Genomic DNA, 17,981 nt, shown 5'->3' on the forward strand with positions numbered 1-17,981 from the left:
GCAATGAGAGGCCATATCCCCTGCTCCTACAACATCTCATGGGCATAATTTAACCTTCATTTTATCTGAAATGCTTATAATCCCATCAGGGTAACCTTACGAGCACACTTTCCTTTAACAATACAGTCAAAATAACTTGCTACCTATAATGCTCACAATTCTTAACAACTATCTGTATTTATTGATATTCGAAATTAAAAACTTATTTTTTTATAAGATAGACCTAGATAAAGCCTCATTGTTAACGAATTTTATTTGCTTCAACAGGCTTAGTAGGGGAAAATATGCCTCCATAATTGCAGACTACACCTCAATCATAAGCAGGAGAGAGCATGTCATCTCGTAAAGAACTCGCAAACGCTATCCGCGCACTTAGCATGGACGCTGTTCAAAAAGCAAAATCTGGTCATCCAGGTGCACCCATGGGCATGGCTGACATTGCTGAAGTTTTATGGCGTGATCATTTAAGCCATAACCCTGCTAACCCAGAATGGGCTAACCGTGACCGTTTTATTTTATCTAACGGCCATGGTTCTATGTTGCATTACTCGTTACTGCATCTTGCGGGTTATGATTTAAACATTGAAGATTTAAAGCAGTTTCGTCAACTCCATTCTCGTACACCAGGCCATCCTGAATACGGTTATGCACCGGGCATTGAAACCACCACAGGTCCATTAGGTCAAGGGATCACTAATGCCGTTGGTATGGCGATTGCCGAGCGTGCATTAGCTGCACAATTTAACCGCGAAGGCCATAACGTCGTTGATCACTTCACATACTCTTTCATGGGTGATGGCTGTTTAATGGAAGGTATTTCACATGAAGCCTGCTCTTTAGCGGGCACGTTGGGCCTTGGTAAGCTTATTGCCTTTTGGGATGACAATGGTATTTCTATTGATGGTGAAGTTGAAGGCTGGTTTACTGATGATACCGTAAAACGTTTTGAAGCTTACGGTTGGCACGTTGTTGCTGGTGTAGATGGTCATGACAGCGATGCAATCAACGCGGCGATTGAAGCTGCTAAACTTGATCCTCGCCCAAGCTTATTATGCTGTAAAACAATTATTGGCTATGGTTCGCCTAATAAAGGTGGTAGCCACGATTGCCACGGCGCCCCATTAGGTGATGCTGAAATCGCCGCGACTCGTGAGTTCTTAGGTTGGGAGCATGCTCCCTTTGATATTCCTGCAGACATCTATGCCCAGTGGGATGCTAAAGAAGCAGGACTTGCTGCTGAGCAAGCTTGGAACGAAAAATTTGCCGCTTATAGTGCAGCCTATCCAGAACTTGCTGCAGAACTTAAACGCCGCACATTAGGCGAGCTTCCTGCAAACTTCGCTGCGGATTCAGAAGCCTATATTAAAGACTTACAAGCTAATCCGGCGAACATTGCTTCACGTAAAGCATCTCAAAATGCATTAGAAACCTATGGAAAAATGCTACCAGAATTTATGGGTGGTAGCGCAGATTTAGCCCCATCTAACTTGACCATGTATTCTGGCTCTAAGCCATTAACTGCTGAAGACGCATCGGGTAACTACTTACACTACGGTGTACGTGAATTTGGTATGTCAGCCATTATGAATGGCATTGCATTACATGGCGGTTTTGTCCCCTATGGCGCAACCTTCTTAATGTTTATGGAATATGCGCGTAATGCTCTGCGCATGGCTGCCATTATGAAGCAACGTTCTATTTTCGTGTACACTCATGACTCTATTGGTTTAGGTGAAGACGGTCCAACTCACCAACCCGTAGAACAAATGGCGTCTTTACGTTTAACGCCTAATATGAGCACATGGCGTCCTTGTGACCAAGTTGAGTCTGCTGTCGCTTGGAAATACGCAATTGAGCGTAATGATGGTCCAACATCATTAATTTTCTCTCGACAAAACCTTGCTCAACAAGGGCGTACAGATGAGCAAGTGGCAAACATTGCCAAAGGCGGTTACATTTTAGTCGATTGTGAAGGGACACCGGATGTGATTTTAATCGCAACAGGTTCAGAAGTAGAACTTGCCGTGAATGCACAAGCAGAGCTAACTAATGCTGGCCATAAAGTCCGTGTTGTCTCTATTCCTGCAACCGATGTGTTCGATAAGCAAGATGCTGCATACAAAGAGTCTGTATTACCAAGCAATGTGGCAAATCGTGTTGCCATTGAAGCGGGTATTGCTGATTACTGGTACAAATATGTTGGCCTTAATGGTCGTATCATAGGCATGACAACCTTTGGTGAGTCTGCGCCTGCTAACCAACTTTTCGACATGTTTGGCTTTACTGTTGAGAAAGTTGTTGCAGCCGCTAACGAATTACTTTAATACGGGTTTAGCACTATGACGCAACTTGATTTAGGCATGTCACGACAACGATGTCAGTTAACATCTTAAATCTATAGAAAAATAAATAGCGGCTTACCTTAGGGTAGGCCGTTATTTTATCGATAAAAAGTTGATATACTCACGTCACTTGCATATACACTCACACAGCATTAAACGTTGAGATTAGAGGTAACAAAGCATCATGATCCGAGTCGCAATCAATGGCTATGGCCGTATAGGACGCTCTATTCTTCGTGCTGTTTATGAATCAGATAAACGCGATAAAATTCAAATTGTCGCCATTAATGAGTTGGCCAAACCTGAAGCCATGGTCCATTTGACTCAATACGATTCCACTCATGGCCGTTTTCACACACAAGTCCAATTACAAGACGATCACATGCTGATTGGCGATGACAGTATTCATTTATTAAGTGAAGCGAATGCAACTAAGCTTCCTTGGAAAGCACTAGACATTGATATTGTCTATGAAGCCACTGGGGTATTAAGCGATAAACAAGCTTGCTTAGCCCATATCAGTGCAGGTGCAAAACAAGTGCTGATTAGTCAACCTGCAAGTAATGATGTCGACGCCACGATCATTTATGGCGTCAATGAGCACATATTAAACGCCAATCAAACCATCGTCTCAAATGCCTCGTGTACCACCAATTGTGTGATCCCAGTCATCGATGTACTCGACAAACATTTTAATGTCAAAAGTGGAGCTATCACCACCATACATTCATCGATGAATGATCAACAAGTCATCGATGCCTATCATGACGATCTTCGTCGTACTCGCGCAGCAGGTCAATCTATCATTCCGGTTGACACCAAATTGGCTCGAGGGATAGAGCGTATTTTACCTCACATGAAAGATAAGTTTGAAGCGATTTCAGTGCGTGTTCCGACTATTAATGTCACCGCAATAGACTTATCGTTAACACTGGAAAAACGGGTTGATATTGATACCATTAATGGTGTACTACGTGAGGCAACTTTAGGGCAATTTAATGGCATTGTCGGCTTCACCAATGAGCCTCTCGTATCGTGCGATTTTAACCATGATCCTCGCTCAAGTGTGGTCGATGGCACGCAAACACGTGTCAGTGATGGCCACTTAGTCAAGTTACTACTTTGGTGCGATAACGAGTGGGGCTTTGCCAATCGCATGCTAGACACCAGTTTAGCCATGATAAAGGCCAAGCGGACAGCACACATTTAGCAGAATTAAACAATTTTTTAAACATTAAAGGAAGCTTACCTAATGGCTATTATTAATATGAGTGAGTTAGATCTTCAATCTAAACGTGTGCTCATTCGTGAAGATCTCAATGTGCCAATTAACGAGGGGAAAGTAAGCAGTGATGCACGTTTACGTGCAGCATTACCCACAATAAAACTGGCCCTTGAAAAAGGGGCTGCCGTGATGGTGATGTCTCATCTTGGCCGCCCAACAGAGGGTAAGTTTAATGCTGAATTTTCAATGCAACCTGTTGTTGATTATCTCAATGAAGCATTATCCTGCCCCGTTCGTTTAGCCAATGATTACCTTAATGGTGTTGAGGCTAACATCGGCGAAGTCGTGGTATTTGAAAATGTACGCTTTAATGTCGGTGAAAAAAGTAATGATGAGTCACTGGCCAAAAAACTGGCCGCATTGTGTGATGTCTATGTGATGGATGCTTTTGGTACTGCGCATCGCGCTCAAGCCTCAACCCATGGTGTTGGATTACATGCACCTATTGCTTGTGCTGGCCCCTTACTAGCAGGTGAGCTCGACGCCCTTGGCAAAGCACTCAATAACCCCGCTCGTCCTATGGTTGCCATTGTTGGTGGCTCAAAAGTGTCAACAAAACTGACGGTATTAGAAAGCCTTTCAGGCATTGTCGATCAACTTGTTGTAGGCGGCGGTATTGCCAATACCTTTATTGCAGCCGCTGATCACAAAGTCGGTAAATCATTATATGAAGCCGATTTAGTCGATGAAGCGAAAAGACTCGTCTCACACGCCCAAAGTCGAGGCGGCAGTATTCCTGTTCCTAGTGACGTCGTTGTTGCCTGTGAGTTCAGCCCCACCGCGACTGCCACATTAAAAAATGTCACAGATGTCACTCCTGATGACATGATCTTTGATATTGGCCCAGACAGCAGTGAAGTATTGGCCGATATTATTAGCAAAGCGGGCACTGTAGTATGGAATGGCCCTGTTGGAGTATTTGAATTTGATCAATTTGGTCAAGGCACAGAACGTATTGCCAGAGCCATTGCTGATTCAAAAGCATTTTCCATCGCTGGCGGCGGTGATACACTTGCCGCTGTAGATAAGTACAATATTGCCGACAAGGTCTCTTATATTTCCACTGGCGGCGGTGCCTTCCTTGAATTTTTAGAAGGTAAAGCATTACCTGCTGTTACCATGTTAGAAAGCCGAGGCAAATAAGTAGTTAAAAAATACAATAAAAAAATCGTGCTCAGTGATAAGTGGGACCACTCACTACCTGAGCACAGCCCTAGCCAAATAGCGCGTTAGGGTGTGCGAGAAAAAGTACCTAAATACAACCAATATTAATATCCAAATGACTTAAGGATCACGATAGCGGACATCACTGATAACCTTTGTCACCCTACAACTTGGAGTAAACAATGGCTTTAATCTCTTTGCGTCAAATGTTAGATCATGCAGCTGAACACGGATATGGCGTACCTGCTTTTAACGTCAATAATTTAGAACAAATGCGCGCTATTATGCAAGCAGCCGAAGCCTGTGACAGCCCTGTCATCGTACAAGCATCAGCAGGCGCACGTAAATATGCTCGCCCTCAATTTTTAAAATACCTGATGGCCGCAGCCTTAGAGCAATATCCAGATATTCCTGTCTGTATTCATCAAGACCACGGCACACACCCTGATGTTTGTCAGCGCTCCATTCAGCTTGGTATGTCCTCAGTGATGATGGACGGCTCGTTAATGTCTGATGGCAAGACCCCATCTTCTTACGAGTATAATGTTGATGTCACTCGTAAAACCGTGGCTTTTGCCCATGCCTGTGGTGTCTCCGTTGAAGGTGAAATAGGTTGTTTAGGCAGTTTAGAAACCGGTCAAGCCGGTGAAGAAGATGGTATCGGCGCAGAAGGGACATTAAGCGAAGATCAAATGCTCACCACGCCAGAAGAAGCGGCTCGTTTCGTGGCCGATACCCATGTCGATGCACTCGCTATTGCCATTGGTACCAGTCATGGTGCTTACAAATTTAGCCGAAAACCAACCGGTGATGTGCTTAGAATCGATCGCATTAAAGAAATCCATGCCCGTATTCCCAATACCCACTTGGTGATGCACGGTTCATCATCAGTCCCCCAAGAATGGTTAGAAATTATCAACCAATATGGCGGCGCTATTCCTGAAACCTATGGCGTGCCATTAGAAGAGATTGTAGAAGGTATTAAGCACGGTGTGCGAAAAGTCAATGTCGATACGGATCTACGTTTAGCCTCAACCGGCGCTGTGCGTAAATTCTTGGCTGAAAACCCCAGTGAATTTGACCCACGTAAATTCTTAAAAGCATCAATGGATGCCATGGCCGCTATCTGTAGTGAACGCTATCAAGCCTTTGGCAGTGCAGGTATGGGCTCTAAAATTAAGCCGTTATCACTACAAGCTATGTACAAAGCCTATCAAGCGGGTGAGTTAGATCCCAAAATTAACTAGCAGAAAGAGTTCGTAGAAAAGATGAACAAAAGCAGCCTTAGTATATCACTTAAGGCTGTTTTTATCGAAAAGTGATCCTTATTTAATATGTCGCCGACTATTATCAAGCCTCACAGTTTTGGGTTTCGTTGATATCTTTACCGCCATCGCAGCTATCCAGACCTGCTTGACCGTCAAGGAAGTCATTTTTATTGCCGCCATATAACTGATCATTACCCACGCCGCCTGATAGCATATCATCACCGTTATTGCCATAAATCACATCATCTCCCGCACCGCCATCGATAACGTCCGCCCCTCGTTTACCATAAATGATATCGTTACCGTCACCGCCACAGATTTTATCGCTTTTGTCCCAACCATAGACCGTATCATTACCGCCAAAGGCGATGATCACATCCTCACCTTTTGTGCCATCAATACGATCGTCACCACTGGTTCCCCAATGGGTGGCTTTTTCACCAAAACATAAGTCTTGGGTTAACGGATCGGTCAGTGATGCATTCACTTCATGGCCATCCGGGATATTATCGCCATCGGTATCCGCCAACATAGGATCGGTGAAACTATGATTAACTTCATATTCATCCGTTAAGCCATCATTATCCGTATCGATAGCGCCATCAGTGACGATCACACTCGCCGTCACGGCTTCACTGTCAAAGCTGCCATCGCTCACCATCAATGAGAACACATAATCGCCTACCACATCCGGGGTAAAATTAAACATCATATTACCCTTATCATTCAGATGGTTCACATCGATAAGACTGCCTTTTGGCGTCGCTGCCACATTCCAATGAAAAGACAAAGTACGACTGTCGCTATCGGGATGTAAATGACTGCCACTAGCATCGAGTAAGACGCTATCTCCCACCCAAGTTGTTGGCACCTTGGCCACATGAGCCGTTGGGGCCGTTGAGTCAGTAGGGTCAGTAGGGTCAGTAGGGTCAGTAGGGTCAGTAGGGTCAGTCATCGTGTTACAGTCGAATGAGTCGAGCGCCATACTATTTTCGCACGTTATCTCTGTGATCCAATCATGTATTGCAGCAACTCGAGTGTACACATCCGGAAGGCCAACACAACCATGCCCCCATGAGGAGATACCGACGAGTGTGTGTTTTTCGTTATCCACTCTTCTAGTGAGGCCATTACCACTGTCACCTTGACAAGTCCCTTTTTCAGGCGTTTTGGTGCACATCATGGCAGAGGTGATTTGCCCATGGTAAGTCTCAACCCCATCGCTGTGGCTTTCACACTCCGCATTGCTTATCCTGTCGAGGTCTACTGACATTAACTTGTCAGACAGATCCGAGTTAAGTGGATTAGGGTCAGTGTCACCCCAGCCTGACACGACTAGCTGTTCATCTATATGATCCTGTGGCCTATCATCTAGGGCGATAGGTGTTCCTGTCGACGGTCGACTCAGAATAAGCAACGCGGCGTCATAATTGGTGTTACTCGCATTATAGTCGGGGTGAATTATCTCTTGCTTCACGCTTATCTGTTCACCGTCATTGCTCGATAACGACACGCGATTGACGATTACATCATATGCGCCGCCTGTGCAATGTGCGGCGGTAATAACCACATCTGGGGTCAAGAGCGTGCCAGAGCAAAAGTGACCCAGATCATCAGACAGAGAAACGTTATGGGACTCATCTCCAGGCGCCACTTCTGTACCTCCTATTATTGCCGTGGCAGAAAAAGACAGTAAGTAGATGGACATCGCACACCAAGCCAATGGATTATAAACATTGATAAAGTTTAACATAAGACCAACCTCTCATCATTCATCGTTAACCATTACAATCTACGACGTCACACCAAGACTTACTTGTTGTTTAGGCCCATTAATTTCCCTATTGCATTGCCACTCATGGTAGCGAAATAAGCTATAAAGCTGCCCTTAGATATTTGAACCCAGCATACAAGCAACTAAAAACAAATTAACTACAATGTAAACATCAATAACGATACTATGTAACCAGTCGATAACGTATTGTGACTTATACTCTAAGCATTAACATCATACTCAAGTCTTAGATCTAGCTTAGACATAGAGCTATAAATACAGTGACACCTAATCCTTCGGTATTAGATTTGAGCATATTTCAATACCTATCTGCGCTTAGCTGCCACCGACGCTGTGTATAAGATTCTTGGCTGAAAACCCCTGAGAGTTTGATCTGCGTAAATTCTTAAAAGCGTCAATGGATGCCATGGCCGCTATCTGTAGCGAACGCTATCAAGCCTTTGGCAGTGCAGGCATGGGCTCTAAAATTAAGCCGTTATCACTACAAGCCATGTACAAAGCCTATCAAGCTGGTGAGTTAGATCCACAAATTAACTAAATAGTATTAATAAAAAGATGAAAAAATAGCCTTAACGACCTCAGTTAAGGCTATTTTTATTTCATAAGGATATTCATCTGATATTTGTGCAGGCTATTATCATGCCTCACAATTTAAAGTCTCGTTAATGCCTGTCCCCCCATCACAGGTATCCATTCCCACTTGGCCGTCAAGCAGATCATCTTTATTACCGCCAATAAGTTGATCATTGCCATCCCCACCTAATATGACATCATGACCGGCGTCGCCAAACACGTAATCATCACCCGCGCCACCATCAATGAAATCAGCCCCTCGCTTACCATAAATGATATCGTTACCGTCACCGCCACAGATTTTATCAGTTTTATCCCAACCATATACCGTATCATTACCGCCAAAGGTCATAATAACATCCTCGTCATGAGTGCCGTCGATATGATCATCTCCACTGGTCCCCCAATGGGTGGCTTTCTCGCCAAAACATAAATCTTGGGTTAATGGATCGGTTAATGAAGTATTCACCTCATAACCATCAGGAATGTTATCACCATCAGTATCCACAAAAGTGGGATTTGTGCCCCATAAATGCACTTCATCACTATCTGAAATAGTATCCCCATCAGTATCTGCCAGCATAGGGTCAGTCAAGCTATCATTTAATTCGTACTCATCTGAAAGACCATCATTATCACTATCCGTTAAATCCGGCTCTGGAGCAATGACAGGCTCCTCATTGGCAGCCAGTTCTTCTGGTGCCGGATAAGATACGCACACCTGGTTTCCACGTTGTACGTTTTTAATCATTTTATGCACTAACTCCTGTTCTAAATAAGTCGTCACTGGCTGATGAGAGTCACTATATATGACTAGCTCCCCATTAGTCTTTATCTCAAACTTGAGAACGGCTTCGGAAAACGGTGTATATACCTTCATGTCCCCATTTGGTAAAATGATTGAATGATCATGACCTTCAATACAAGCTGTGAGCGTCAGCTGTCTCATTCCATCCTCCATTTGTTGCTCCTCCAATGGTGAAAGTCTTGATTCCAAACTGAATGCTATTGCGCTATACAAAAATAGAGTGAAAACAAGTACGCTCTTAAATACCCTACTTCCTTTCGATGTGATATATTGTGTTACATTGTCAGTAAATATTAAATAATTCATGATAGTCTCCTCTAAAAATATTTAATTGAGGTAACCTTTATTGATTGTTTAAAGTATTTTTATTTATGACTACCTAGAACTCAATTCAATACCTTAGATACCTATATATTAAATATTTTCTTTTTTCATATATTATATTTTTTATGGGATAACTTTATAAGAAAAAGTTAATGTACACTGAGACAATCATGGCGTAATAACCTATGATTAACATCATACTCAGGTATGATATCGCCCACATACCAATGGATATAAATAAGACTTAAACTAGTACTTTAGTATTACCCAGATATGAATTTTTGTTAATTTATAGTGCGTAACAAGGAAGCAGTATGCATATTTGAAAAGAAGGACGAGCCATAAAAATCTTTAAGTATTTACTCGAGGCTTTTTTATGGGATGTTTGACTCATTATGAAATTACAATGCATTAATCATAATTTTATTACGAACACATTAACGTTAAAATGATAAGAAGGATATATCACTGACATAATCAGCCACGAACTTGTGCCAATAACGCTATTTTTAGGTTAAATAGCTACTTTTTAAAAAGTGACTTCAAGTTTAATTCAATTAATTTTTTGCATTCAATAAATAATATTTATACGCAAACAATCTGAAAAGACCTTGCACTACCTTTAAGCATCTCTTGGTAAGCCTTTCTCTATACTGCGAATGACCCTTTGTGTTTTACGACTACCGACTAATGTCACGCCTTTGCTTATTTCAAGTGCTTTACTTGCTTGCTGCTCAAGCGCCCAATCAATATGCTCAAGCACAACCTCATCCACTTCATCGGTCTCTTTTCTATTTTTCAATGCTACTACAATGGCTTCACTGGCAGGGGCATTCCCTAGCGCAATGGCAATGTTACGTAACCAGCGCTTATGACCTATTCGGCGAATAGCACTGCCTTCGGTTAATTTTAAAAAAGTGGCTTCATTCCAGTCGAATAAATTGAGTAAATCAGGCTGCTTAATTTGCGATCGTATATGGAAATCGGTTTCAGTTGTTAATGGCGCCACGGCATTAACCGGACAAACTAATTGGCAATCATCACAGCCATAGATACGATTACCAATTAAAGGTCTAAACTCTTCTGGAATAGCCCCCTTTAATTCGATGGTCAAATAAGAAATACAACGCCGTCCATCCACCACATAAGGCTCCACAATGGCTTGAGTTGGACAAGACGTTATACAAGCCACACAGGTATTACAGCCATCGCTCACCGGAATATCCACAGGCAATGGCAAGTCAATCAAGAGTTCACCGAGAAAAAACCAACTTCCCGCATCTTTATTGAGAATAAGTGAATGTTTTCCTGTCCAGCCCAGTCCTGCTTTCTCTGCCAACGGCCTTTCTAATACTGGGGCTGAATCAACAAAAGGACGGAAATTTGGTTTTTGTAATCCAAGCTGAATAAGCTCAGCTTCTATTTTTTGACCTAATTTTTTAAGTCGATTACGAATGAGTTTATGATAATCACGCCCCCCCGCATAGCGAGAAATATAACCTAGATTCGGATCTTTCAAATTATAAGCAAAACCTGCATTAGCGGGGAGGTAATTCATCCTTGCAGAAATCACTCTCACAGCGCCTGCATGTAATTCATGGGGCCTTGCTCGCATCATGCCGTGCGCTGCCATATAAGCCATTTCACCGTGGTAACCTTTATCGAGCCAAGCTTGTAATTTCGGTTCTTCACTGGCTAGATCGGTATCACAAATACCAACTTGAGCAAACCCTAATTCTTTGCCCCAGGCTTTTATTTGCAGAGCAAGCCGTGTCAGCAAAAGTGGATCCAGCTTAGGATAGTCATGGATAGGTGAAATAGCAGGCATACTGTCAGACATGGGGTACTTAACAATCAATTCAATCACACTATAATAACAGCTATTGTGCTATCCCCAAACTTTTCCCTCTTCGTTGACGAAGATTTGAATATATCAGTAAATACACATTTACTTTGCTCACCGCTTTTACATTTGTCGTATCTGTAATATTCATGTTAGACTCGCTGAATAATATAAGCCTTTCCGTTATTTTTTTTTTATTTAGGCTACCATTGTTAAAAATATGCAAGTTAAATTGGACATTAAGTATACGCAATAATTTAATATTTCAATTCTTAATATCCACTCAAAAGGAATTTGATATTTTGCACCGCACAAAGATGTCACATCACCAAGTGAAATCAAAATTAACGCTGAGCTTAGTGTTTCTGATATTTGTGTGCCAATTTTTTGCTAGCTGCGTGTCAGCCCATAACCAATATCCTCAAAGTGGACACGAGTTTAATGTGATGAAATGCCATTTTCATGACAGTAATTCCCTTAGTATCAGCCTCACTGATTTCAATAATGATGATGACTCAGATCATGAACATGATTTTCACTCTCACACTTCATGTCATCCCCCCGTTGAAATGGATCCGCTAGCAACCTTTCCTAAAAGTCATGGCATCGCTTTCAATGCTTGCGTTTATCAAGCACGCCGTTACGCACCTCCTGTTCGCCCTCCCCACTCTTCATTTTTAGTCTAATCACAACATAATTAAATTTAACTGTTAAAAAATAACTTATTAATATTTATAATTTTATTTTTCAGTGCCTTTTATATATTAAAAACTGGAGTCATATCCCGTGGATAAGAATAAACCCAGCTTACTGTTAGCATATCTATATATGTTAACAGTCTCCATAAGCTGTATGCTTGGCGCGCTCCCCAACATCAGCTTTGCCCAAGAAAAAACACAAAACATACTAGGTTTACCTTACGTGCTTGAACAAACCTTACTCAATAATACTCAACTGAAAACCTTCCCTTTTGATCTTCGAATTGAGGAAGCACAAATACTGCAGGCGGGTATCACCCCTAACCCTGAACTATCCCTCGCTGTCGATAATGTACTCGGGACAGGGGAAGTACAAGGTATTGATAGTACTGAGACGACGCTGTTACTCAGTCAACTCATCGAATTAGGTGAAAAACGACAACATCGTATTGATTTAGCTGTTAGCAATAAACAACAGCAAATTCAAAGCTATGAAGTGCTACGTCTCAATATTTTATCTGAGGCCACGCGTCGATTTTATCAAGTATTACGTTTACAGGCCCTTCAAGAGTGGAATGACAACCGTATTGCATTTGAAGCTCAAGCGCTAAAAACAATACAAACACGCGCCAAAGCAGGGAATATTTTACAAGCTGATGTTTCAAAAATGACACTGGAGCTTGCGCACTCTCGTGTTGAATTACAAAACTTAGAAGGTCTGTTAATAGTAGAAAAACAAAAACTAGCATCAATGTGGGCAAAAGAAACTGATTTTTCATCTGTTGAAGGCACTTTGACATTGCCCGTGACTTATCCAAGTAAAGCCGATGTGCTTAACGCCATTGAAACCGCACCAGAATATATTCAATTACTCAGTTTAGAACGAGTCCGGCAAGCAAAAAGACGATTAGAAGAAGCAAAAGGACATTATGATATTAATCTTGGCATGGGAATAAGACGTTTTGAAGATTATAACGATACGGCTTTAGTCTTTTCATTTTCAATGCCACTGAACCTCACCAACCCTAATCAAGGGAATATACTCGCAGCCAAAATAGAAGAAGATAAAGTCTTCATGCAACAAAAATTATTACGTGAACAACTGCGACTAACTTTGCTTGAAATCCATCAAGCCATGATCAACAACGCTAAGCAAGCTCTCAGGTTAAACCAAAGCTTACTCCCCCTTGCAAAACAATTATTAATCGATACTCAAACAGCTTATCAAACTGGACATGCCACAGTATTACAGTTAGTTGATGCTCAAAAAGAGCTCTTTTCCATCGAACGTGAAATCATCGAAGCCAATACTGCAGTATATCTGCAACGGCTTGAACTGGCTCATATTACTGGCCAAGCAATTCCAGCAACAAGATTAATATTAGTCGATGCTATGGAGATGAAATAATGCCGCATATATCATTTTCCCACCCTCAAAAAACATTACTCGCCTTGTTAAGTTGCTTATTGATTGTGATGTTAACCTTCTCCAATGCCAGCTTATCCAGTGGCGATGATCATGGGGCACACGATGCTCACGAAGAAACTGAAGGCCCTCATGGCGGAAAAGTGCTCCATAAGGGAGACTTTACAATTGAAATCACTCTCTATGAGGCGGGTATATCACCTGAAATGCGTATTTACGCTTATCAATCAGGTAAACTGATAAATCCTAAAACAGTCAATATTAATGTGGAATTAAATCGACTTGGGGGAGCGCAAAACACGCTAACCTTTATTGCTGAAAAAGATTATCTGGTGAGTCAGCAAGTCGTGACAGAGCCTCATTCTTTTGTGGTCAATGTCACAGCTAAATACCAACAACAAGCGTATCAATGGGAATATAACAACTTTGAAGGCCGTACTGAGATCAGTGACCGATTATTGAATTTATCTCATGTCAAAACCGAATTAGCCACCCAACAAACGTTAATTTTCACCGAACAACTCTTTGGTATCGTTTCCCCTATCACTGATAACGTCTTTAGCGTGCATGCACCTTATGCCGGCATTATCGATAAAATGTATGTCAGCATTGGCGATAATGTTGAGAAAGGACAAGTGTTAGCCAGTGTCATTAATAACGATACACTTAGCGTCTATAACATACAGAGTCCTGCAAAAGGTCAAATCACAGAACAAAACCTCAATAAGGGCGATCATACAGCGAATATTCCTTTGGTGCGTATTAGCGACCTCTCATCTGTCTGGATTGATCTTTCCGCCTTTCCATCTCATATAGAAAAACTCAAAGTGGGTCTAGCCGTTAAAGTTTTAGATAACCACAATGAAGACAATGTCTCCACTCAAATTAATTACATCTCTCCCACCATGACGGGCGGCCACATTGCTCGAGCGAGAGCCATTATCGATAATATACAAGGCCATTGGCGCCCCGGCATGCATGTTAAAGCCGAAATACAAATCGACACACAAACGGTCCCCCTTGCAGTCAAAGTGGATGCAATTCAAACCATTCGGGGAGAACCTGTCGTCTTTGCTAAATATGGTAACACTTTTGAAGTACGCATGTTAACGCTTGGCGAAAGCGACGGACAATATATCGAAGTCCTTGATGGGCTCGACGTGGGTGTGGAATACGTCACAAGCAACAGCTTTTTAATCAAAGCTGATATTCAAAAAAATGCAGCTAAGCATCAACATTAGGAGATCTGGATTATGATGAATGCCATTATTTCCTTTGCCCTGCAGCGACGCTATCTTATTTTAGGCATCACATTGTTAATGGCTGCTTTTGGCATCTATAACACCCTTAAACTGCCCATTGATGCTGTCCCTGATATTACCAATACTCAGGTGCAAATTAACACCTCTGTAGAAGGTTACTCCCCTTTAGAATCTGAACAGAGAGTGACTTATATTGTAGAAAACGCAATGGCTGGGATCCCGCAGCTAAATTATACCCGCTCTATTAGTAAATACGGACTTTCTCAAGTCACCGTTATTTTTGAAGAAGGGACCGACCTCTATTGGGCAAGGCAGCAAATAAGTGAACGATTACAAGGTATAAGAAGTGAGCTACCTAACGATGCTGAGCCCGTTTTGGGCCCAATAGCCAGCGGACTTGGCGAAATATTTACCTACGCCGTACGCGCTGAAAAGGGAGCACTAAAACCTGACGGCAGTACTTATAACATTGAAGATCTTCGCAGTATTCAAGATTGGATCATTCGCCCTCAATTAGTGAATATTCCAGGGATCACAGAAATTAACAGTATTGGAGGGTATGAGCGAGAATATCAAGTTGCCCCAGATCCCAGTAAGTTACTGGCATTTAAAGTTACCTTAAATGATGTGATTCAAGCATTAGAGCAAAATAACTTAAATGCGAGTGCGGGCTATATCGAACATAATGGTGAACAATGGCTCATCCGCTCTCCAGGCCAACTCAGCAACCTTGATGACATTGGTCATGTGGTGATCACAAAACGTGACGATGCGCCTGTGCGCATTAGTGATGTCGCAAACGTCTTTTATGGCAAACAACTTCGTACTGGCGCAGCCACACAAAACGGCATAGAAACGGTTCTCGGCACTGCCTTTATGTTAATCGGCGAAAATAGCCGAGTCGTCGCCCAAAAAGTGGGGGAAAAACTCATAGAGATCAATAAAAGCCTTCCCCAAGGTATCATCGCTGAACCAGTTTATGATCGCACCAATCTGGTCGATAAAACTATCAATACGGTACGTAAAAATCTTTTTGAAGGTGCGGTATTGGTTATCGTTATCCTTTTTGCATTATTGGGCAACTTTAGAGCTGCTTTTATTGCCGCTTTAGTGATCCCACTCAGTATGCTCTTTGCCATTAGTGGCATGGCCACTCATCGTGTTTCTGGCAACCTTATGAGCTTAGGCGCTATTGATTTTGGCGTCATCGTCGACGGCGCAGTTATTGTTGTTGAAAATGCCCTACGTCGATTAGGTATGGCCCAACACCTTCATGGGCGGTTACTCACATTAGAAGAACGACTTAACGTCGTATTTAAGTCAACAAAAGAAGTTTTCCGTCCCGCGGTATTTGGTATGCTCATTATCATGTTAGTCTACCTGCCCATTTTTGCACTCAGTGGTGTTGAAGGCAAAATGTTCCATCCGATGGCCTTCACTGTTGTCGCAGCACTCATTGGCGCCATGATTTTTTCTGTGACTTTCGTCCCTGCCGCTATTGCCATTTTTGTGAAAGGTAAAGTGAACGAAAAAGAAAATTTCCTCATGGTCAAAGCCCGTTCACTCTATGAGCCTGTATTATTTTTCTCTTTAAAGCATCCCTTTTCCTTAGTCATTATTGCTGCTGGAATAATGCTTGCCAGTTTGGTACAAACAACCCGTTTGGGCTCTGAGTTTTTACCACAATTAGATGAAGGCGATGTGGCAATGCATGCTATGAGGATCACAGGAACGGGATTACAACAATCCGTTGAAATGCAAACATTGCTTGAAAGTTTAATTTTGCAGATGGATGAGGTTGACAGTGTTTTTTCAAAAATAGGCACACCCGAAGTCGCCACAGATCCTATGCCCCCCAATGTTGCTGACACCTTTATTATGATGAAACCTCAATCACAATGGTCTAACCCAAATAAAACAAAAGAGCATTTTATCAATGAACTACGTGAACTCGTTAGCACTATACCAGGTAATAATTATGAGTTTACTCAACCCATTGAAATGCGTTTTAACGAACTCATTGCTGGAGTAAGAACAGACGTAGCCTTAAGAATATACGGAGATAATTTAGCTGAACTTAAAGCCGTAGGCGAACAAGCCTCCAATTTACTTGCCCAAGTTGATGGTGCTAAAGATGCTCGAATGGAACAAATGTCAGGTCTGCCTACCTTGTCTATTGAACCCAATCGCGAACATTTAGCACTCCTTGGATTGAATATTATCGACGTACAACAAGCCATACAAACCGCTATTTCAGGTGTTCAAACTGGTTTGATTTATGAAGGTGATCGCCGTTTTAAACTTATGGTACGCCTTTCCCCTGATGATGCGAATATTCAATCTCTAGGTAATCTCCCTATCGCACTCCCTGCTGAACTCAATCCAGACTTGAGCTATGTCCCCTTAAGGGAGGTTGCCGACATCATGCCCAAAATAGGACCGAATCAAATCAACCGTCAAAATGGCAAACGCCATGTCATCGTCACTGCCAATGTAGAGAATCGAGATTTAGGATCTTTCATTGCAGATACCAAGCAGTTAATGAATGATAAGCTCACACTGAAAAGCGGTTATTGGATAGAGTATGGCGGCACCTTTGAACAGCTAGAATCAGCCACTCAACGATTAATGATCGTTGTTCCCCTCACTTTACTGCTGATTTTTGGCTTACTCTATAGTGCATTTGGCTCAATACGGGATTCACTCATTATTTTCACTGGTGTTCCCTTAGCATTATCAGGAGGCGTGCTCGCACTTGCACTTCGTGATATGCCCTTATCTATTTCAGCCAGTATTGGCTTCATTGCATTATCAGGCATTGCGGTGCTCAATGGCGTCGTTATGCTTTCTTTTATTAAAGAGCTAATAGAGAAAGGTTCCCCCCTTCTTGATGCGATAAAACAAGGTGCCAGTCAACGATTAAGGCCCGTACTCATGACGGCCCTTGTGGCAAGTCTTGGTTTCATTCCAATGGCGCTGAACACTGGAACTGGCGCTGAAGTACAGCGCCCCTTAGCCACAGTGGTTATTGGGGGAATTGTTTCATCCACTTTACTCACCTTAATTGTTCTGCCGGTACTCTACCAATTGGTATATAAAGTACGGTTGCCTTTTACGGTAACCCCCTCTTCCACAGCTTCTAATATGAAATAAACGACAACTGATGCATAAAAAGAGAGCACATCCAGCTCTC

Annotated in this window: 11 protein-coding genes and 1 pseudogene; 9 read left to right on the top strand and 3 right to left on the bottom strand. The window is 42.3% G+C overall.

Annotated features, from left to right (window positions below):
• Positions 1-332: 332 nt before the first annotated feature.
• The 4 genes from tkt to fba all read left to right on the top strand — a co-directional run bounded on the left by tkt (position 333) and on the right by fba (position 6,038).
• Positions 333-2,324, top strand: coding sequence for a transketolase (gene tkt, locus Q0976_RS07545; protein ID WP_299492624.1), 1,992 nt, complete (start codon positions 333-335; stop codon positions 2,322-2,324).
• 202 nt (positions 2,325-2,526) lie between these two features.
• On the top strand, positions 2,527-3,552 hold the full coding sequence (gene epd, locus Q0976_RS07550; protein WP_299492626.1) for an erythrose-4-phosphate dehydrogenase: 1,026 nt from the start codon (positions 2,527-2,529) through the stop codon (positions 3,550-3,552).
• Positions 3,553-3,594: 42 nt separating this feature from the next.
• Positions 3,595-4,770, top strand: a complete 1,176-nt coding sequence (locus Q0976_RS07555; RefSeq protein ID WP_299492628.1) for a phosphoglycerate kinase — start codon at positions 3,595-3,597, stop codon at positions 4,768-4,770.
• 203 nt (positions 4,771-4,973) lie between these two features.
• Entirely contained in the window at positions 4,974-6,038 is a 1,065-nt protein-coding gene (gene fba / locus Q0976_RS07560) for a class II fructose-bisphosphate aldolase (protein ID WP_299492630.1), read from the top strand.
• Between the two features lie 103 nt (positions 6,039-6,141).
• On the opposite strand, the gene Q0976_RS07565 is transcribed toward fba, so the two are convergent.
• On the bottom strand, positions 6,142-7,812 hold the full coding sequence (locus Q0976_RS07565; RefSeq protein ID WP_299492632.1) for a trypsin-like serine protease: 1,671 nt from the start codon (positions 7,810-7,812) through the stop codon (positions 6,142-6,144).
• 342 nt (positions 7,813-8,154) lie between these two features.
• Between Q0976_RS07565 and Q0976_RS07570 the strand changes: the two are divergent.
• A pseudogene (locus Q0976_RS07570) lies at positions 8,155-8,392 on the top strand (fructose-1,6-bisphosphate aldolase); the annotation flags it as partial.
• 99 nt (positions 8,393-8,491) lie between these two features.
• Here Q0976_RS07570 and Q0976_RS07575 read toward each other — a convergent pair.
• Both Q0976_RS07575 and queG read right to left on the bottom strand, forming a co-directional pair.
• Entirely contained in the window at positions 8,492-9,376 is an 885-nt protein-coding gene (locus tag Q0976_RS07575; RefSeq protein WP_299492634.1) for a hypothetical protein, read from the bottom strand.
• A gap of 805 nt (positions 9,377-10,181) precedes the next feature.
• Positions 10,182-11,387 carry a tRNA epoxyqueuosine(34) reductase QueG gene (queG, locus tag Q0976_RS07580; RefSeq protein ID WP_299492799.1) on the bottom strand — a complete coding sequence of 402 codons (1,206 nt, stop codon included), beginning with the start codon at positions 11,385-11,387 and terminating at the stop codon, positions 10,182-10,184.
• 317 nt (positions 11,388-11,704) lie between these two features.
• On the opposite strand from queG, the gene Q0976_RS07585 reads away from it, so the two are divergent.
• The 4 genes from Q0976_RS07585 to Q0976_RS07600 all read left to right on the top strand — a co-directional run bounded on the left by Q0976_RS07585 (position 11,705) and on the right by Q0976_RS07600 (position 17,941).
• Positions 11,705-12,088 carry a hypothetical protein gene (locus Q0976_RS07585; protein ID WP_299492636.1) on the top strand — a complete coding sequence of 128 codons (384 nt, stop codon included), beginning with the start codon at positions 11,705-11,707 and terminating at the stop codon, positions 12,086-12,088.
• A 100-nt stretch (positions 12,089-12,188) separates the two neighbouring features.
• Positions 12,189-13,508 (top strand): TolC family protein, encoded by a 1,320-nt coding sequence (locus Q0976_RS07590; RefSeq protein ID WP_299492638.1) that lies wholly within the window; start codon positions 12,189-12,191, stop codon positions 13,506-13,508.
• Positions 13,508-14,767, top strand: a complete 1,260-nt coding sequence (locus Q0976_RS07595) for an efflux RND transporter periplasmic adaptor subunit (protein ID WP_299492640.1) — start codon at positions 13,508-13,510, stop codon at positions 14,765-14,767. The genes Q0976_RS07590 and Q0976_RS07595 overlap by 1 nt, the downstream gene beginning before the upstream one ends.
• A gap of 12 nt (positions 14,768-14,779) precedes the next feature.
• Complete coding sequence (locus Q0976_RS07600) at positions 14,780-17,941, top strand: CusA/CzcA family heavy metal efflux RND transporter (RefSeq protein WP_299492642.1); 3,162 nt, start codon at positions 14,780-14,782, stop codon at positions 17,939-17,941.
• Positions 17,942-17,981: the final 40 nt, after the last annotated feature.

It is taken from the genome of uncultured Shewanella sp., assembly GCF_947501665.1.
Classification (GTDB): Bacteria; Pseudomonadota; Gammaproteobacteria; order Enterobacterales; family Shewanellaceae; genus Shewanella.